Origin of the sequence: Microbacterium oleivorans (assembly GCF_001691565.1) — a bacterium.
GTDB lineage: Bacteria > Actinomycetota > Actinomycetes > Actinomycetales > Microbacteriaceae > Microbacterium > Microbacterium oleivorans_B.
In genome coordinates, this window is the sequence record NZ_MAYO01000002.1 from 262,988 (window position 1) to 280,130 (window position 17,143).

General features: G+C 70.7%; 19 protein-coding genes. 8 read left to right on the forward strand and 11 right to left on the reverse strand.

Going from position 1 to position 17,143, the window contains the following annotated elements:
- Positions 1 to 4 precede the first annotated feature (4 nt).
- The 4 genes from BBA86_RS01495 (at position 5) to BBA86_RS01510 (ending at position 3,554) form a co-directional block, all read left to right on the forward strand.
- Positions 5 to 346: an MTH1187 family thiamine-binding protein gene (locus tag BBA86_RS01495; RefSeq protein ID WP_065569929.1), complete on the forward strand. Its 342-nt coding sequence runs from the start codon at positions 5 to 7 to the stop codon at positions 344 to 346.
- Positions 343 to 1,560: an MFS transporter gene (locus tag BBA86_RS01500; protein WP_065569930.1), complete on the forward strand. Its 1,218-nt coding sequence runs from the start codon at positions 343 to 345 to the stop codon at positions 1,558 to 1,560. The genes BBA86_RS01495 and BBA86_RS01500 overlap by 4 nt, the downstream gene beginning before the upstream one ends.
- Before the next feature lie 63 nt (positions 1,561 to 1,623).
- Complete coding sequence (locus tag BBA86_RS01505) at positions 1,624 to 2,106, forward strand: SRPBCC family protein (protein WP_065569931.1); 483 nt, start codon at positions 1,624 to 1,626, stop codon at positions 2,104 to 2,106.
- Positions 2,103 to 3,554 carry a phytoene desaturase family protein gene (locus tag BBA86_RS01510; protein WP_065569932.1) on the forward strand — a complete coding sequence of 484 codons (1,452 nt, stop codon included), beginning with the start codon at positions 2,103 to 2,105 and terminating at the stop codon, positions 3,552 to 3,554. Before BBA86_RS01505 ends, BBA86_RS01510 begins: the two co-directional genes overlap by 4 nt.
- 7 nt (positions 3,555 to 3,561) lie before the next feature.
- Here BBA86_RS01510 and BBA86_RS01515 read toward each other — a convergent pair whose 3' ends face one another.
- The 3 genes from BBA86_RS01515 to BBA86_RS01525 form a co-directional block, all read right to left on the reverse strand.
- Positions 3,562 to 4,764, reverse strand: coding sequence for a homoserine O-acetyltransferase MetX (locus tag BBA86_RS01515; protein ID WP_065569933.1), 1,203 nt, complete (start codon positions 4,762 to 4,764; stop codon positions 3,562 to 3,564).
- A gap of 40 nt (positions 4,765 to 4,804) precedes the next feature.
- Entirely contained in the window at positions 4,805 to 5,002 is a 198-nt protein-coding gene (locus tag BBA86_RS01520; protein WP_065569934.1) for a hypothetical protein, read from the reverse strand.
- A gap of 132 nt (positions 5,003 to 5,134) precedes the next feature.
- Complete coding sequence (locus BBA86_RS01525; protein ID WP_065569935.1) at positions 5,135 to 6,457, reverse strand: bifunctional o-acetylhomoserine/o-acetylserine sulfhydrylase; 1,323 nt, start codon at positions 6,455 to 6,457, stop codon at positions 5,135 to 5,137.
- 161 nt (positions 6,458 to 6,618) lie between these two features.
- Here BBA86_RS01525 and BBA86_RS01530 point away from each other — a divergent pair, with 161 nt between their 5' ends.
- Positions 6,619 to 7,404 (forward strand): SDR family oxidoreductase, encoded by a 786-nt coding sequence (locus BBA86_RS01530; RefSeq protein ID WP_189318398.1) that lies wholly within the window; start codon positions 6,619 to 6,621, stop codon positions 7,402 to 7,404.
- A 6-nt stretch (positions 7,405 to 7,410) separates the two neighbouring features.
- Here the strand turns inward: BBA86_RS01530 and BBA86_RS01535 are convergent, their stop codons facing one another.
- Positions 7,411 to 8,856 carry an MFS transporter gene (locus BBA86_RS01535; protein ID WP_065570157.1) on the reverse strand — a complete coding sequence of 482 codons (1,446 nt, stop codon included), beginning with the start codon at positions 8,854 to 8,856 and terminating at the stop codon, positions 7,411 to 7,413.
- Positions 8,857 to 8,977: 121 nt separating this feature from the next.
- Between BBA86_RS01535 and BBA86_RS01540 the strand changes: the two genes are divergently transcribed.
- Genes BBA86_RS01540 through BBA86_RS01550 form a run of 3 tightly spaced genes read left to right on the forward strand, consistent with a single transcriptional unit; the run spans position 8,978 to position 10,819 of the window.
- Complete coding sequence (locus BBA86_RS01540) at positions 8,978 to 9,496, forward strand: phosphoribosyltransferase (RefSeq protein WP_065569937.1); 519 nt, start codon at positions 8,978 to 8,980, stop codon at positions 9,494 to 9,496.
- Positions 9,493 to 10,179 (forward strand): uracil-DNA glycosylase, encoded by a 687-nt coding sequence (locus tag BBA86_RS01545; protein ID WP_065569938.1) that lies wholly within the window; start codon positions 9,493 to 9,495, stop codon positions 10,177 to 10,179. The genes BBA86_RS01540 and BBA86_RS01545 overlap by 4 nt, the downstream gene beginning before the upstream one ends.
- Positions 10,180 to 10,195: 16 nt before the next feature.
- Positions 10,196 to 10,819: a GNAT family N-acetyltransferase gene (locus BBA86_RS01550; protein WP_065569939.1), complete on the forward strand. Its 624-nt coding sequence runs from the start codon at positions 10,196 to 10,198 to the stop codon at positions 10,817 to 10,819.
- Here the strand turns inward: BBA86_RS01550 and BBA86_RS01555 are convergent.
- From BBA86_RS01555 to BBA86_RS01585, 7 genes are read right to left on the reverse strand one after another with little or no spacing between them, the layout of a single operon-like run.
- A complete protein-coding gene (locus tag BBA86_RS01555) occupies positions 10,797 to 11,123 on the reverse strand; it encodes a protealysin inhibitor emfourin (protein WP_065569940.1) in 327 nt (108 codons plus the stop codon). The genes BBA86_RS01550 and BBA86_RS01555 overlap by 23 nt on opposite strands.
- Positions 11,107 to 12,165 (reverse strand): M4 family metallopeptidase, encoded by a 1,059-nt coding sequence (locus BBA86_RS01560; RefSeq protein ID WP_065569941.1) that lies wholly within the window; start codon positions 12,163 to 12,165, stop codon positions 11,107 to 11,109. The genes BBA86_RS01555 and BBA86_RS01560 overlap by 17 nt, the downstream gene beginning before the upstream one ends.
- A 41-nt stretch (positions 12,166 to 12,206) precedes the next feature.
- Positions 12,207 to 13,004 (reverse strand): ABC transporter ATP-binding protein, encoded by a 798-nt coding sequence (locus tag BBA86_RS01565; protein ID WP_223246992.1) that lies wholly within the window; start codon positions 13,002 to 13,004, stop codon positions 12,207 to 12,209.
- Positions 13,001 to 13,792: an ABC transporter ATP-binding protein gene (locus BBA86_RS01570; RefSeq protein WP_065569942.1), complete on the reverse strand. Its 792-nt coding sequence runs from the start codon at positions 13,790 to 13,792 to the stop codon at positions 13,001 to 13,003. The genes BBA86_RS01565 and BBA86_RS01570 overlap by 4 nt, the downstream gene beginning before the upstream one ends.
- Positions 13,789 to 14,670 carry an ABC transporter permease gene (locus BBA86_RS01575; RefSeq protein ID WP_065569943.1) on the reverse strand — a complete coding sequence of 294 codons (882 nt, stop codon included), beginning with the start codon at positions 14,668 to 14,670 and terminating at the stop codon, positions 13,789 to 13,791. The genes BBA86_RS01570 and BBA86_RS01575 overlap by 4 nt, the downstream gene beginning before the upstream one ends.
- Positions 14,670 to 15,620 (reverse strand): ABC transporter permease, encoded by a 951-nt coding sequence (locus BBA86_RS01580; protein WP_065569944.1) that lies wholly within the window; start codon positions 15,618 to 15,620, stop codon positions 14,670 to 14,672. Before BBA86_RS01580 ends, BBA86_RS01575 begins: the two co-directional genes overlap by 1 nt.
- Positions 15,617 to 17,125 carry an ABC transporter substrate-binding protein gene (locus tag BBA86_RS01585; protein WP_065569945.1) on the reverse strand — a complete coding sequence of 503 codons (1,509 nt, stop codon included), beginning with the start codon at positions 17,123 to 17,125 and terminating at the stop codon, positions 15,617 to 15,619. Before BBA86_RS01585 ends, BBA86_RS01580 begins: the two co-directional genes overlap by 4 nt.
- Positions 17,126 to 17,143: the final 18 nt, after the last annotated feature.

Below are 17,143 nucleotides of genomic sequence, written 5' to 3' on the forward strand. Positions count from 1 at the left end.
CTCCATGATCGTCGCCTTCTCCGTCGCCCCGTCCGGCAACGGCAACCCGGACGGTTCCGTCCATGACGCCGTGGCAGCGGCCGTCGCCGTCGTCCGCGGCTCTGGGCTGCCGCACCGGACCACGAGCATGTTCACCGAGATCGAAGGGGAGTGGGACGAGGTCATGGCCGTCGTCAAGGGCGCCGTCGACGCCGTGCAGCGGTTCGGCTCCCGCGTCTCGCTCGTCCTGAAGGCCGACATCCGCCCCGGCTATACGGGCGAGATCGACGGCAAGATCGAGCGGCTCGAGTCCGCGCTCGAATCGATTCGTCCGCAGGAGGGGAGCCAGACTACGATCCCGGAGTGACTTCCGCTCCTGCCCGCCCCCGTCGCGCCCTCCTGGCGCTCGCCATCGGCAGCTTCGCCATCGGGATGACGGAGTTCGTCGTCATGGGGCTCCTCCCCGAGATCGCTCGCGAACTGCTGCCCACGGCGTGGGTCGCGTCGCAGGAGGATGCCATCGCCCAGGCGGGTTGGCTCATCACGCTCTACGCGCTCGGCGTCGTCATCGGAGCCCCGACGATCGCGGCATCCGTCGCGAAATACCCGCGCCATCGCGTGATGATCCTCCTCGCCGGTGCGCTGACCGTCTGCAACGCGCTGACGCTGATCCTGCCGACGTTCGAGCTGGTCGCGGCGTCCCGCCTTCTGGCCGGCCTCCCGCACGGCGCCTACTTCGGGATCGGCGCTCTCGTCGCCGCCGACGTCATGGGGCCGGGGAACCGCGCCAAGGGCGTCGCCTTCGTCCTCACGGGGCTCACGGTGGCGAACGTCGTGGGCGTTCCGCTCGGCACGTTCCTCGGTCAGAACCTCGGCTGGCGCTGGGCGTTCGTGATGGTCGTCGTCATCTTCGCCGCCGCGACGCTCGCCATCGCCCTCACCGTGCCGCACCGGCCGGGCGAACCGTCGCGGACCCTTCGGGCGGAGCTCAAGGTGTTCCGCATCCCGCAGGTCTGGTTCGCCCTCGGGATCGGTGCCATCGGGTTCGGCGGCTTCTTCGCGGTGTACACCTACGTCTCGCCCCTGGTGACGGAGGCGGCGGGGGCTCCCGCCTGGCTCGTCCCGATCGTGCTCGTCGTCCTGGGACTCGGGATGACCGCCGGGAACCTGGTCGGCGGCCATCTCGCCGACGTCAACCTCGTCCGATCGATGATCGGACTGCTGGCCCTCCTCGTCGTGACGCAGCTGCTCCTCGCTCTGACCGCGGGCTGGATCGTGACCGTCGTCGTCTTCGTCTTCGCGGTGGCGTTCGCCTCGTCGGCCGTGAGTCCCACTGTCCAGACACGGCTCATGGACGTCGCCGGCGACAACCAGTCGATCGCCGCGGCGCTGAACCACTCGGCGTTCAACACGGGCAACGCGGTCGGTGCGGCTCTCGGCGGCGCGGTCATCGCCGCCGGACTCGGCTTCACTGCTCCGGTCTGGGTGGGTCTGCTGCTCGCCCTCGGCGGCCTCGTGATCGGCGTGGCCAGCGTTACGGTCGAGCGGCGATCGGCCGCGCGGACGCCGGCCGGTGTCTGACACGCTCTGACGGAGGGCGCAACCCCGTCCGTCGCGCGCACCGCGAGTCGATAGCGTCGAGGCATGTCCCGCAACTCGCGCGTGTTCGCCTGCACCCCTGACGATGTCTTCGCCGTCCTCGCCGACGGGTGGCTCTTCCCCTCGTGGGTCGTCGGCGCGTCGCGGATGCGCGAGGTCGCCGAGACCTGGCCTCGGGTGGGTTCACACCTGCACCACTCGTTCGGTGTGTGGCCGGTCCTCATCGACGACGAGACCGAGGTGCTGGCCTACGACCCGCCGCGTCACATCCTCCTCCGCGCGAAGGGGTGGCCGATGGGTGAGGCGCAGGTCGACATCCAGGTGAGGCCACACCCGGACGGGGCGGTCGTCAGGATCCAAGAGGAGGCCGTCGCCGGACCCGGGAGCCTCATCCCGACGGCGATCCTCGACGTCGCTCTGCAGCTGCGGAACGCCGAGACCCTGCACCGCCTCGCCTACCTCGCCGAAGGCCGCTCCGCGCGACCGACCGACGAGACGACCGCCGAGGACGAGGGCGTCGGCGAGTGAGCGACCTCGACGCGATCATCGTCGGCGCGGGCCCGAACGGGCTCGCCGCCGCAGTCACGCTGGCCCGTGCCGGCCTCGCCGTGCGCGTGTACGAGAAGGGCGGCACCATCGGCGGCGGCGCGCGGACGATGGAGATGACGCTCCCCGGGTACCGGCACGACGTCTGCTCGGCGGTGCACCCGCTCGCGTTCGAGAGTCGGTTCTTCCGCGAGTTCGGGCTGCGGCAGCGGGTGGACTTCGCCGTCCCGGATGCCTCGTTCGCGCAGCCGCTCGACGGCGGACGCGCGGCGATCGCCTACCGCGACCTCGACCGCACAGCCGCCACGCTCGGCCGCGACGGCGACGCGTACGCCCGCCTGATGCGTCCGCTCGTGGACCATGCGTCCGGTGTCGCGGACTTCACGGGGCACGCGCTCATCCGCGTGCCCGCCGACCCCATCGCGGCCGTGTGGTTCGGCCTGCGGACCCTGGAGCAGGGGAGCGGAGCGTGGAACGCCCGGTTCCGGGAGGACGCCGCACCCGCCCTGCTCACGGGCGTCGCCGCGCACACGATCCTCTCCCTGCCGAGTCTCGCCGCCGCCGGGGCGGGGCTCGCGCTCTCGACCTACGGGCACGCGCGAGGCTGGCCGATCCCGATCGGCGGCAGCCAGAGCATCGTCGACGCGATGGCGGACGACCTGCGCGCGCACGGCGGCGAGATCATGACCGACGTCGAGGTCGAATCGCTGCGGGAGCTGCCCGAGGCGAAGGCCGTCCTGCTCGACGTCATCCCCCGCGACTTCCTGCGGATCGCCGGCGACGCCGTGCCCGCCGGCTACCGAGGCGCGCTCGAACGCTTCCGCTACGGCGGCGCGGTCGCGAAGGTCGATTTCGCCCTGTCCGGTCCCGTCCCGTGGGCCAACGATGAGGTCCGCTCGGCCGGCACGGTGCATGTCGGCGGCACGCGCGCCGAGATGGCGGCATCCGAGAACCTCATCTCGCGCGGCGGACTGCCGGACGCGCCCTACGTCCTGGTGGCGCAGCCGTCGGGGTTCGACCCGTCCCGTGCGCCGGCGGGCGGTCACGTGCTCTGGACGTACACGCACGTGCCGTCCGGCAGTACGGCCGACCGCGCCGAGGCCGTCATCCGGCAGATCGAGCGGTTCGCGCCCGGCTTCCGCGATCTGATCGTCGGCATGAAGTCCCGGAACGCCGTCGAGGTCGAGGCCGAGAATCCGAACTACCCGGGCGGTGACATCGCAGCCGGGGCCCCCGCCCTGTGGCAGCTCCTCAAACGGCCGGTCGTGTCACCCGAGCCGTGGCGCACGCCTCTGGACGGCGTCTACCTGTGCTCGGCATCGACGAGTCCGGGGCCCGGCGTACACGGCCTGGCAGGCTGGCACGCGGCCCGCTCGGCGCTGCGCCACACGTTCGGCACGCGGATCTCGCCCGACCTGGCGCCGCGATAACCGAGCCTCAGCTCTCGAGCAGGCGTCGCAGGTGACGTCCGACTTGATCGGTCTCGATGAGGAAGCCGTCGTGGCCGAAGTCGCTCGCGAGGACGACCGTGTCATCGTCGATGGTGGTCCGGATGCCGCGGCTGATGCGGTGCTGCCCCTCGACGGGGAACAGCCGGTCGCTGTCGACCCCGAGCACGAGGGTGCGTGCTGTCACGCGGGCGAGGGCCTCCTCGACGCCACCACGATCCCGGCCGACGTCGTGCGAGTTCATCGCCTCGACGAGGGCCAGGTAGGAGTTGGCGTCGAACCGGCGCGTGAATCGATTCCCGTGGAAGTCGAGGTAGCTCTCGACGGCGTACCGGCCGCCCTCGCCGAAGGGGCTCTTGTCGGACTGCCACGACCGTTGGAACCGCTGATTGAGTTCGGTGGGTGTGCGGTAGTTCAACAGCGCCATGCGCCGCGCGAGCGCCAGCCCGCGGTGCGGGCCGTCGCCGTCGGGGGCGTCGTAGTAGTTGCCGCCGGCGAAGCGCGGGTCCATCTGGATCGCCGCGAGCTGGACGGAGTTCAGCGCGACCTGGTCCGCCGTCGTCGTCGGCGGGGAGCACAGCACGCCGAGGCGCTCGACCCGCTCCGGATGCCCCACCACCCACTCGAGGGCGTGCATGCCGCCCATCGAGCCGCCGATGACCCCCGCCCAGACGTCGATTCCGAGGGCGTCCGCGAGCATGACCTGCGCGGCGACCTGGTCGCGGATCGTGAGGAACGGGAAGCGGGACGCCCACTCGTAGCCGTCCGGGGCGATGCTCGCGGGGCCGGTCGAACCCTGGCATCCGCCCAGCATGTTCGGGGCGACGACGAACCAGCGGTCGGTGTCGATCGGGGCGCCGGGGCCCACGACGTCGCCCCACCATCCGTCGGTCGCATGACCCGGGACGGCGTCTCCGCGGACGTGGCTGTCACCCGTCAGGGCGTGCAGGATCAGCACGGCGTTGTCGCGAGTCGGGGAGAGTTCACCCCACGTCTCGTAGGCGAGACGGATGCCGGGAAGGCTCGCCCCGCTCTCGGTGGTGAACGCGCCGAACTGCGCGAACCGGCGCTCGCCGACGGGGTCGCCGTCGCGCCAGGCACCGGTCGCCGGCGGACGCCCGAGGAGCAACCGGGCGTCGGCCTCGGTCACCGGAGCCGAGGGCACCGTGTCTTCCGAGGTCTGCCAGTCCATGTCTCCATTGTCCCGGCCGAGGCGCGCGCTCGGCGTCGTGTTACGTCCGACCGCGGGCGGGGATGAGGGCGAAGACGAAACCGGTCAGGGCAGAAAGACCCCCAGCCACCACGGCGAAGGTCGCCCACCCGCTCCACACCGGCGGTGCCAGCCAGATGACGAAGATTCCGAGGACGACCAGGGCGATGCCGACTCCGAATCCGATGTTCACTGCGCGCTTCTTGGTGCTGATGTCCATCCCGGTAATCTATGCGGCTCCGCGTCCTCATCCATCCGCCTCGGGTCGTGCGCGCATCATCCTTGCGGATGACGCACGACACCCCGCCGCGGGCGAACCCGGGCGGGGTGTCGTGCTCCTGAGGAGGGGAGGTCAGGCGCGAGCGGCCTCGGAGTGCCGGCGCGCGGCGGCGAGGGCCTGGTCGAGGTCGGCCTTCAGGTCCTCGATGTTCTCGAGACCCACCGAGAGGCGGACGAGACCCGGGGTGACGCCTGAGGTGAGCTGCTGCTCCGGGGTCAGCTGCGAGTGGGTGGTGGATGCCGGGTGGATGACGAGCGAGCGCACGTCGCCGATGTTCGCGAGGTGGCTGAACAGGCTGAGCGCGTTGACGAATTCGCGCCCGGCGGAGACGCCGCCCTTCAGCTCGAATGACAGGACCGCGCCGACGCCCTTGGGGGCGTAGCGGTTGGCCGCCGCGTACCAGGGCGAGGTGGGGAGACCCGAGTAGTTGACCGAGGCGACGTCGGCGTGGTTCTCGAGCCACTCCGCGATCTCCTGCGCGTTCTGCACGTGACGTTCGATGCGCAGTGACAGCGTCTCGACGCCCTGGATGAGGTTCCACGCGCTCTGCGGCGAGATGGCGGAGCCGAGGTCGCGCAGCAACTGGACTCGCGCCTTGATGATGTACCCGAGGCCGTCACCCACGGCATCCGTGTACACCGCTCCGTGGTACGACTCGTCCGGAGTCGTCAGGCCGGGGAAGCGGTCGGAGTGCTGCGACCAGGGGAACGACCCGCCGTCGATGATGACGCCGCCGATGGTCGTGCCGTGGCCGCCGAGGAACTTCGTGACCGAGTGCACGACGATGTCGGCACCGTGCTCGAAGGGGCGGATGAGGTAGGGCGTCGCGATCGTGTTGTCGACGATGAGCGGCACGCCGGCGGCGTGGGCGACGTCGGCGACGGTGCGGATGTCGAGCACGTTGATCTGCGGGTTGCCGATCGTCTCGGCGAAGAACAGCTTCGTGTTCGGGCGGACGGCGCGGCGCCACTCCTCGGCGTCGTCCTGGTTCTCGACGAACGTCGTCTCGATGCCGAGCTTGGCGAGCGTGTATTTGAAGAGGTTGTAGGTACCTCCGTAGATCGAGCTCGAGGAGACGATGTGGTCGCCCGCCTGCGCGATGTTGAGGACGGCGAAGGTCGAGGCGGCCTGGCCGCTCGAGAGGACGAGCGCCCCGGTGCCGCCCTCGAGACCCGCGAGGCGCTGCTCGAGGACGTCCTGCGTGGGGTTCTGGATGCGCGTGTAGATGTTGCCGAACTCCGCCAGGGCGAAGAGGTTCGCGGCGTGGTCGGCGTTGTCGAAGACGTACGACGTCGTCTGGTAGATCGGCGTGGCGCGGGCCTTGGTCACCGGGTCCGGAGCGGCGCCGGTGTGGATCTGCTTGGTCTCGAAGCGCCAGTTCTCGGGTGCGGACATGACAGGGCTCCCTGCGTGTGTGGTCGGGTGGTGGTCTGCGACGGATGCCGCGGGCCCGACACCGACGTTACGAGTCGCGCGCGGCGGGGACAACGGAACGGGACACGCGGCGTAACGTGACGCGGCCCGGCGCCGCCCTCCGAGTCACTAGCGTTGAGCACATGGCGAATCGACGTGCAGTGGTGACCGGTGCGAGCTCGGGGATCGGTGAAGCGGTCGTCCGCGCGCTCCGCGCGGGCGGGTGGGACGTCGTCGGCGTCGCTCGTCGCGCCGCCCGGTTGGAAGCTCTCGACGCCGAGATCGGGTCGCGGTCCTACGCCGCTGACCTGACGAGCGAAGCCGATGTCGCCGCGCTCGCCGCGCACCTGGAGGACACCGGTCCCGTGCACGCACTCGTGCACGTCGCGGGTGGTGCTCGGGGCACGCAGCGCGTCGAGGACGGCGACCCGGACGACTGGCGCTGGATGTTCGAGGTCAATGTGCTGTCGGCGCAGCTCGTGACCTCCGCCCTCCTGCCGCACCTGCGCCGCGCGGCTGAAGCCGATGGCCACGCCGACACCGTCTACGTCACCTCGACGGCCGCGCAGACCGCGTATCCCGGCGGTGCCGGCTACAACGCGGCGAAAGCGGGCGAGGCGATGCTCGTGCACGCCTTGCGACTCGAACTGAACGGCGAGCCGATCCGGGTCGTCGAGGTCGCTCCCGGCATGGTGCAGACCGAGGAGTTCTCGCTCAACCGCCTCGGCGGAGATCGCGCGGCGGCCGAGAAGGTCTACGACGGCGTCGAGGAGCCGCTGAGGGCCGGTGACGTGGCCGACGTCGTCGCCTATGCGCTCAACGCCCCCGGCCATGTCAACCTCGACCTCATCACGATGCGCCCGGTGGCCCAATCCGCGCAGCACCTGCTGGCCCGGGGACCACTGCGTCCGCGCACCGTCGAGAGCTGAGCCGCCTCAGCCCGCAGGCGGCGCGTCCGCGAACGCGACCTTCGGGACGAGGAGCAGCAGGAGCGCGGCGAGGAACCCGCCGGCCGCGCAGATGGCCCACACGATGAGGTAGCCGCCGAGCGAACCGGCGGTCTGCCCGACGACGGCCCCGGCGCCTGCGGCGAGCACGACGCCGAAGACGGCGGACGAGAATGCGCCGCCGATCGTCTTCGTCGTGTTCGTCATCCCCGACGCCTCGCCGGTCTTGCGGAAGGGTGCCGCCGCGGCGGCGGCTGCCGGGAGCGCCCCGACCAGGGCGCCGCAGCCGATGCCGGCGATCGACAGGTTCAGGAGCACCTGCCAGACCTCCAGGTGGAACGGCAGGAACAGCGCGTACCCGACCCCGACGAGGACGGCGGCGGCGATGAGGGCCAGACGCGGACTGACCCGCCGCGACGTCACGGCGAACAGGACCGCTCCGACGATGAGGGACACGAGGTAGAGACCGATGACGTACGAGCGCTCCGTCGCGTCCAGCCCGAGACCGTAACCGAGCGACGAATCGGTGCCGGCGTAGGTCGACAGCGGCCCCTGCGCGCCGAGCAGGCTGATGCCGATGAGGAACGCCGTCGCCTGCACCGGCCACATGTCGGGACGGGCGAGGACGCGCATGTCGACGACGGGATGCCGGTGGCGCAACTCGTGGCGGACGAACCACACGAGTACGCCGACGCCGAGCACGAACAGCGCCGCGACCCCCGCCCACGTGCCGGCGCCGAGACCGAGTTCGCCGATGAGCCGCATCCAGGCGAGGGCGCCCGTCACCAGCAGCAGCCCCCAGGCGAGGAGGACCACCCCCGCGGTGTCGAGGCGGCGCTCGCCGCTGGGGGTCGATTCCGGCACCCACAGCCAGATGACGATCACGACGAGCGAGACGGCGACGGCGGGCACCATGAGGGTGAGTGCGAGGTCGCCCGTCGCCGCGTAGATGCGTCCCGCGGCGAGCGCGCCGATGATCGCCCCGGCTTCGAGCCCGACGACGAGGAGCCCCGCCGCGCGGCGGGTGAGCGAGACGCCGCGGTTCTGCTCCCGCCCGCGTTCGAAGATGAGGGCGACCTCGAGCGGGAGCCATACGACGTAGAAGCCCTGGAGCGACCAGAACAGGAGGAACGTCCAGAACGAGTCCGCGAAGACGAGTCCCCAGGACGCGAGGGCCGTGAGGATCGCGGCGACGAGCAGGATGCGCTTGTGCCCGAACATGTCGCCGAGCTTGGCGAGGATCGGGACGACGAGGGCGCTCAGCAGCAGCTGGCCCGCCTCGAACCAGTTCACGTCCGCATCGCGGATGCCGAGCTGGATGACGATGTCGCTGAACAGGGGGACGTAGAACCCCTGCAGGATGCCGCTGACCAGCTCGACGACGATGAACCACCCGATGAGTCCCGCCGTGATGCCCAGCGTGGATGTACCCAACCGCGACGAACGCAGGCTGGACGTGCGCAGCAGCGGCGCGGAGGAGCGCGGGATCCCGGTCACGAGCGCGAGCCTAGCGCTGGAGCGGCCCGCCGTCGCGCAGGTCGTAGTCTGAGAATCCATGGACGAAGGGATGCCGGTGGCCGCCGAACGCGAGACGCTGACCTGGGATGATTTCGGCGCGGCGACCCGCGAGCTGGCGCGAGCGATCGTCGCGGACGGGTTCGCGCCCGATATCGTCGTCGCGATCGCCCGAGGCGGGCTCCTCCCGGCGGGAGCAGTCGCTTACGGGCTCGGAGTGAAGAGCTGCGGAGCGCTGAACGTCGAGTTCTACACCGGTATCGGTACGGTCCTCGATGCTCCCGAGATCCTGCCGCCCGACCTCGACCTCGGAGCGCTCGACGGCAAGCGCGTGCTCCTCGTCGACGACGTGGCCGACAGCGGTCGCACCCTCGCCCTCGCCGTCCAGCTGCTCCGGGACGCCGGCGCCGACGTCCGCTCCGTCTGCATCTACACGAAGCCCGGCTCCATCGCGATGCCCGACTACTCGTGGCGCGAGACCGACCGATGGATCGACTTCCCCTGGTCGTTCCAGGGGACCGTCGTCCAGGAGGACGCGGGTCTGCCCGCCGGAGCATGAGCGGTCGCTCCCTCGACGACCTCGCTGCGGGCGGGCTGATCCACCCCGAGTGGGCCGTGGCGCTCGCTCCCGTCGCCTCCGACATCGCGGCACTGGGAGACCGGTTGCGCGCGGACGAGCGCGGCTACCTTCCCGCGGGAGACCACGTGCTGCGCGCGTTCACGCGCCCGCTCTCCGCCGTCCGCGTGCTCATCGTCGGCCAGGACCCGTACCCGACCCCCGGGCATCCGATCGGTCTCTCCTTCGCCGTCGACCGCCACGTCCGTCCATTGCCGCGGAGCCTCGGGAACATCTACGCCGAGCTCTCGAGCGATCTCGGCATGCCGCCGGCGTCGCACGGCGACCTCTCGGCGTGGACCGATCAGGGCGTCATGCTCCTCAACCGCGTCCTCACCGTCGCGCCCGGCGAGGCCGGTTCGCACCGCGGCTGGGGATGGGAGCGTGTCACCGCGCACGCCATCTCGACGCTCGTCGCCCGGTCCGAGCCGCTCGTCGCCGTGCTCTGGGGGAAGGACGCCGCGAGTCTCGTCCCGATGCTCGGCGAGACCCCGCGCGTCGAGTCGGCGCATCCGTCCCCGCTGTCGGCGCGGCGCGGCTTCTTCGGCTCGCGACCCTTCTCGCGGGTGAATGAGCTACTCGAGGCGCAGGGGTCGGCTCCCGTCGACTGGCGACTGCCCGACTGAGCCGTATGCTGGCGGCATGCTGGAGGACGAGTACGAGCGCGATCGCCGCCGCCTTCCCCGTCATCTCCGCCGTCGTCCCGAGCCCGAGCGGGAGTTCTCGTTCGAGCTGCGCCCCGCCGTCCGCACCGATATGGCCGATGTGCGCGAGATCTACAACCACTACGTGGCGAACTCGGTCGTGACCTTCGACGAGAAGCGGTGGTCCCACAAGCAGTGGGTCGAGAAGTTCGACTATCTCGCGAAGCTCGGCCTGCCCTTCCTCGTCGCCGTGTCCCCGAACGGGCAGATCCTCGGCTACGGACTCGTCTCGCCATGGGCGGGCAAGAGCGGATTCCGCTACACCGTCGAGAACTCGATCTACCTCGGGCAAGCGGCGACGGGCAAGGGCCTCGGTCGGGCTCTCCTGGAGGGCCTCATCGCCGCGTGCGAAGAGAAGGGCATCCGCGAGATGGTCGCCGTCGTCAGCGACAAGGGCGCCGAGGCATCCCTCGCCCTCCACGAACGGCTCGGGTTCGTGGAGGTCGGCCGCATGGGCAAGGTCGGCGTCAAGTTCGGGCGCTCGCTCGGCACGATCTACCTGCAGAAGCACCTGAACCCGAAGAAGAAGGATTCGCTCCTCACGCGTCTGCGTTCCCGCTGAGATCCGCCGGCCGCACGGCTGCGCCGTCGGTCTGGACTCGCTGGATGAGCTCGCTCCACGGGCCGACGGCCTCGCCGACGACCGCACGGCGATCGTCCTCTCCGCGGACGGCCTCGACCTCCCACGAGAACCGATCGGCCCCGGGAGCGGATGCCGGATCCTCGCCCCACGGGCATGCGTCGACGAGCGACAGCCAGGCGTCGGCCTCTTCGCCCGCGACCTCGATGCGCCAGGCGCGGCGGAGGCCGGCGATTCCGCCCGAGCGGACGACGACGATCGTCAGCGGATCAACGGGGTGCGGCATCCTCCACGACTCCGACGCTCGCCCACGCGGTGCGGACGGCGACGGCCTCCTCAGAGTCCTCACCGTACTCCGACGCGGCTGTGCCGGCGGTGGCGGCGGCGAACTGCGCGAAGGTGGACGCCGCCGAGAGGGTGCCGGAGACGAGGGTGAGGTACCAGATGCGCCCGGCGCGTTCCCAGGCGTAGCCGCCGAGAGCCGTTGCGACCAGGTGGAACGCCTTGTTCGGGATGCCGGAATTGATGTGGACGCCGCCGTTGTCGCCCGACGTCTCGACGAAATCGCGCATGTGAGAGGGCTGCGGGTCCCTGCCGAGCACATCGTCGTCATACGCGGTGCCGGGGGCCGCGAGCGAGCGGAGGGCGGAGCCGGTGACTGCGTCGGTGAAGATCTCCGCGCCCACGAGCCAGGTCGCGACATCCGCCGTCTGTCCCCGGTGGTGCTGGTCGGCGAGGGCGCCGAACACGTCGGCGATCGACTCGTTGAGCGCGCCGGACTGTCCCGAGTAGTCCAAGCCGCCGGCCGATTCGATGACGCCGTGCCCCAGTTCGTGCGCGATGACGCTGAGCGATCGTGTGAAGCCGGCGAACACCTCGCCGTCGCCGTCGCCGAACACCATGCGCTCGCCGTCCCAGAACGCGTTGTCGTAGGCGCGGCCGTAGTGCACCGTGGCGGCGAGCGAGCCGCTGCGCCCGTCGAGACCGACGCGCTCGAAGGCGTCCCACAGGAACGCGAACGTCGCGCCGAGGCCGTCGTAGGCTTCGTCGACCGCCGTGTCGCCGGTCGCCTCGGCACCCTCGGCACGGGCGGGCTCGCCGGGCAGTTCTTCGCGGTTCTCGGCGTCGGAGATCAGCCGATCGGGATCGGGAGCGGCCGAGACGACGAGCGAGTCCCCGTCGACGGACAGATCGAGGTGGGCGCGCATCGGCGCATAGGCGCGAGGGACCGCCAGGGTTGCGCGCGCGGCCGCGACGGCGTGCGGGAATCGTTCGGCCGGAGCGGCCGCGAGACGGGCGAGCAGATACGGCGGGACGATGGCGTGCATGTCGCCACGCTAGTGCCCGCCGCCGACAGCGTGACGTCCGGTTACCGGTCCCGCGGATCGATGACCGGGATCGAGGCGAGCAGCCGCCGCGTGTAGGCGACCTGCGGTTCGAGCAGCACCTTCTCGGTCGGGCCCTCTTCGACGACGCGGCCCCCGGTCATGACGATGACGTCGTCGCAGAGGTTCTGCACCACCCCGATGTCGTGGGAGACCATGACGAGGGTGAGACCGTCCCGCCGACGCAGGTCGCGGATGAGGTCGAGGATCTGCGCTCGCACCGTCACGTCGAGGGCCGACAGCGGCTCGTCGCCGACGAGGACGTCGGGGCGGTGAACGAGCGCTCGTGCGAGCGCGATGCGCTGCCGCTGGCCGCCTGAGAACTCGTGCGGGAACCGTTCGGCGGCGTCCGAGGGCAGCCCCACGTCGTCGAGGACCTCGCGGACGCGGGCCCGATGATCACCGGGGATGTCGAGGGCCGAGAGCGGCTCGGCGACGATGCGGCCGACGCTCATCCGCGGGTCGAGGGACCCGTAGGGGTCCTGGAAGACGATGCCGGTGCGGCGCCGCAGCCAGTGGAGCGAACGGGCGGACGCCGATGCGTCGACGGGACGCCCGTCGAACTCGACGGTGCCCGCGCTCGGCGCGTCGAGACCGAGCAGGAGTCGGACGAGCGTCGATTTCCCCGAGCCCGACTCGCCGATGACGCCGAGAGCACTTCCCGCTCGGACGTCGATGTCGACGTCGTCCAGAGCGCTCGTCCATCGCGCCGGCTCGAACGGTCGGGACCGCGGCATCCGGTACCTGCGCGTCAGCCCGCGCGCGCGCATCAGTTCGCTCATGCCCGGCCTCCCGGTCGCCAGAGGGTCGCCGTCGCGTCACGGAGCAGCGCCTGCGTCACGGGCGAGGCGGGGGAGCGCAGCAGGGTGCGCAGCGGTCCCGCTTCGACCACGCGGCCCGTCTCGAGGACGACCGCGTCGGTCGCGATCTGGGACAGGACGGCGAGGTCGTGCGTGATGAAGACGAGCGACATCCCGTCCTCGTCGACGAGATGGTGGAGGAGGTCGAGGATCTCGGCCTGGATCGTGACGTCGAGGGCGGTGGTCGGTTCATCCGCGATGAGCAGACGCGGCCGGCAGGCGAGTGCCATCGCGATCGCGACGCGCTGCCGCTGTCCGCCCGAGAGCTGGTGCGGGTACCGGCGGACGATACCTTCCGGATCGGGGAGTCTCACCCGCCGCGCCTCGTCGATCGCGCGCGCCCATGCCTCGGCGCGCGAGACCCCGCGCTGATGGATGCGGATCGATTCGGCGATCTGCCGCCCCACCGTCCGGATGGGGTTGAGGGCCGTCTGCGGCTCTTGGAACACCATGCCGATCTCGTCGCCGCGCAGGCGCGCGAGGTCGCGGTCAGGCATCCCGATCAGCTCCCGGCCGTCCCACCGGATACTGCCCCCCACCCGAGCGCCGTCGGGCAGGAGGCCGAGGACGGCGAGGGCGGTCAGGGACTTGCCGGATCCGGACTCGCCGATCAGGCCGACGCGCGCTGCGTCACCGACCTCGAGGTCGACGCCGTCGACGACGCGGTGACCGGCGATGTCGATGGTCACTCCGGTGAGCGAGAGAGTCATGCCGTCACCGCCGCGGGAGGCTCGGTGCCGCGCGGCTCGGAGCCGCGCGACAGGGTCGGATCCGTCGCGTCGCGCAGCGCGTCGCCGAGGAGGTTGAAGCCGAGGACGGTGAGCGTGATCGCGAGTCCCGGCCAGAGCACCGACAGGGGGTGGACGCTGATGAAGCGCTGCAGGTCGGCGAGGAGCAGTCCCCACGACGGCTGGGTCAGGGGGGCACCGAATCCGAGGTAGGAGAGACCCGCTTCGGCCAGCACCGCGACGGCCATGCCCCACGACAGCTGGACGATGAATACGGGGGCGACGTTCGGAAGCAGGTGACGCCAGAGGTTCTGCGACGGGGTGAGCCCCGAGGCTCGCCCCGCGAGGACGAAGTCGCTCCGGAGGATGCGACGCAGCTCGGGACGCGTCACGCGGGCGATGTTGACCCCGAACCCGATCCCGACGGACGCGATGACGACCAGAAGCGACCCGCCCCACACCGCCGAGATCATCATGGCGATGAGCAGCACCGGGAAGGCGATGAGGATGTCCACGAGCACCGTGACGCCCTCGCGGACGGGCCGCGGGGTGAGCGCTCCGAGGGCGGCGAGCACGAGCCCGATGACGGTCGCGATGACGCCGGCTCCCACGGCGACGAGCACCGTGGTGCGCGCCCCCGCCATGAGCAGACTGAGGATGTCCCGCCCCGACCCGTCCGTCCCCAGCAGGTGTCCGGCGCCCGGTCCCGCCCAGCGATTCGCGATGTCCACGCGTTGCGGGTCGAGCGGGGTCCACAAGAGCGACACGATCGCGGTGACGGTGATCGCGAGGACCACGATCACTCCGAATCGGCCGGGACCCGATGCCCACACGCGTGCCGCCCACTGCGCTCGCCGCATCACTCGGCCTCTCGCTGACGCGGATCGAGGAGGCGATGCACGAGGTCGACGAGGAACCCGATCACGAGGACGAGGCCGGTCAGGACGAGGAGTTCGCCCTGAACCTTCACGAGGTCGCGGTTGCCGGTGTCCTCGACGAGCATGCGTCCGATGCCGGGCAGGCTGAACAGCTGCTCGATGACCACGGCCCCGACCATGATCCCCGCGACCTGCACGCCCAGCACAGTGACGACCGACAGGCCGACGCTCGGCAGCCCGTGCCGAAGGAGTGCCTGCGTGCGCGTGAGCCCTTTCGCCGCGGCGGTCCGGACGAACTCCTGACCCATCGCCTGCAGAGTCGCCGAGCGCACGAACCGCAGGAGCACGGCCCCCTCGACGACGCCGATCGTGACCGCGGGAAGAACCAGGGCCCGGAAGGCCGCCGCAGGGTCCGCCCACCCGGCGCGCGGGAACCCCTGCGCAGGCAGCCATCCCAGGGTCACCGCGAAGACCACGACGAGCATCATTCCCGCCCAGACGACGGGGACCGCGGCGAGGGCCTGGGCGCCGACCGAGACGGCGACGCCGTCCGGTCGGTGCCGGCGCACGGCGGCGTACACGCCGAAGGGGAGTGCGACGAGCAGCGCGATGACGAACGAGAGGATGCCGAGGGGCACCGTCACCTCCGCCTTCTGCAGCAGCTCCGACACGACCGGTGTGCCGGTGAGCTGGGACCTGCCCAGATCGCCGGTCAGGATCCCGCCGATCCACTCCCCGTACTGGACGGGGAGGGGACGATCGAGTCCCAGACGTTCGCGGATGCCGGCGAGCTGCTCGGGAGTGGAGTTCACCCCGGCGATCAGCTGGGCGATGTCACCCGGCAGGATCCGGAGGGTGGTGAAGATGAGCGCGCTGGCGACGAACAGGCCCAGCACCAGCAGGGCCAGTCTCGTCAGCGCGTAGCGGATCACCCCTCGCTCTTGGCCAGCTCGGCGACGTTGAGACGCTCGTTCACGTTGACCGTCGGCATCCCGCTGACGTCCGACGCCACTGCGAGGACGGACTGCCCGTTGTAGAGCCAGTCGGCGGCGTCGTCCTCGGAGACGATGCGGGCGGCCTCCTTCAGCAGGTCCGCGGCAGCCGCGTCGTCCGTCGCGGCGACGGCCTCGGCATAGAGCTTCTGGACTTCGGGATTGTCGTAGGTGAAGTAGTAGTCCGGGTTCGCCCAGTTCTCGAAGTCGCGTGCCTCGGTGTGGAGGACGAAGCTCAGCTGATAGTCCTTGTTGACGTACACGTCGTTGACCCAGGTGGGGAACTCGACCGGGTTGACCTTGAGGGTGATGCCCACGTCGCGCAGGTTCGAGACGAGGATCTGGGGGATCGTCGTGCCGTACGCCGAGGGGATCGTGAGCGTCAGGGAGAGGTTCTTCGCGCCGGCCTCGGAGAGGAGGTTCCGTGCGGCCTCGGGGTCGAAGGGAGCGACCTTCGACAGGTCCTCGTATCCCGGGTCGAGCGAGGGGATGGGACCGTACATCGTCTTTCCGGCGCCGAGAGCCTCGACGATCGCCGTCTTGTCGATCGCCTGCCGGATCGCCTTGCGTACGCGCTTGTCGGCCAGCGGGCCCGAGGCCTGGTTGAACGCGAGGGTGCCCTTGTCGGTCGAATCGCCGATGTCGAGCGAGAAGTCGCCGTTCGCCTCGACCTGGTCCTTCAGGTTTGCGTCGAACCCGGTCAGCACGTCGAACTCGCCCGCCAGGGCACCGCTGAGCGCGGCCTGGTTGTCGCTCACGTACGAGAAGACGACCTCGGCGGCGGAGGAAGCGGTGCCCCAGTAGTCGGCGAACCGCTCGAAGACGATGCTGTCGCCCTCGCGCCAGTCGGCGAGCCGGAACGGACCGGTGCCGTTGGCCGCGGTCTTGCGGTCGACCTTGTCGCCTTCTTTGAGGATGAGGCCAGCACGGCCGGTCAGGCTCCACAGCAGCGTCGAGTCGGGCGCCTTCAGGGTCAGCGTGATCTTCTGCCCGTCGGCGGCGATGCCCGAGACATTGGCCAGGCGTGCGGAATCGCGATACGTCGCGGTGTCGCGGACCTGCGTCAGCGACCAGACGACGTCCTGCGGCGTGAGCGGCTGCCCGTCGTGGAACGTGACGCCCTCGCGCAGCGTGAACGTGTAGGTGAGCTTGTCGGCGGACACCTCGTAGTCGCTGGCGAGCGCCGGGACGATCTTCTGGTCGGGGGTGCGGGAGACGAGGCCCTGGTAGACGTTGTCGATCAGGATCTGGTCGAGAGCGGATCCGGCGGTCTCGCGGATGTCGAGGTTGCCGGGCTCGAGCACGAGGCGCACGTTGACGGTCGCGTCGGGGTCGGGTGTGCCCGCGGATCCCGAGGGAGCCGGCTGCGAGCCGGTGCAGCCCGACAGGAACAGGGCTCCGGCGGCGAGGAGCGCCGTGGCGGCCAAAGCGGTGCGGCGAAGCATGGGGGTGGGGGGTCCTTT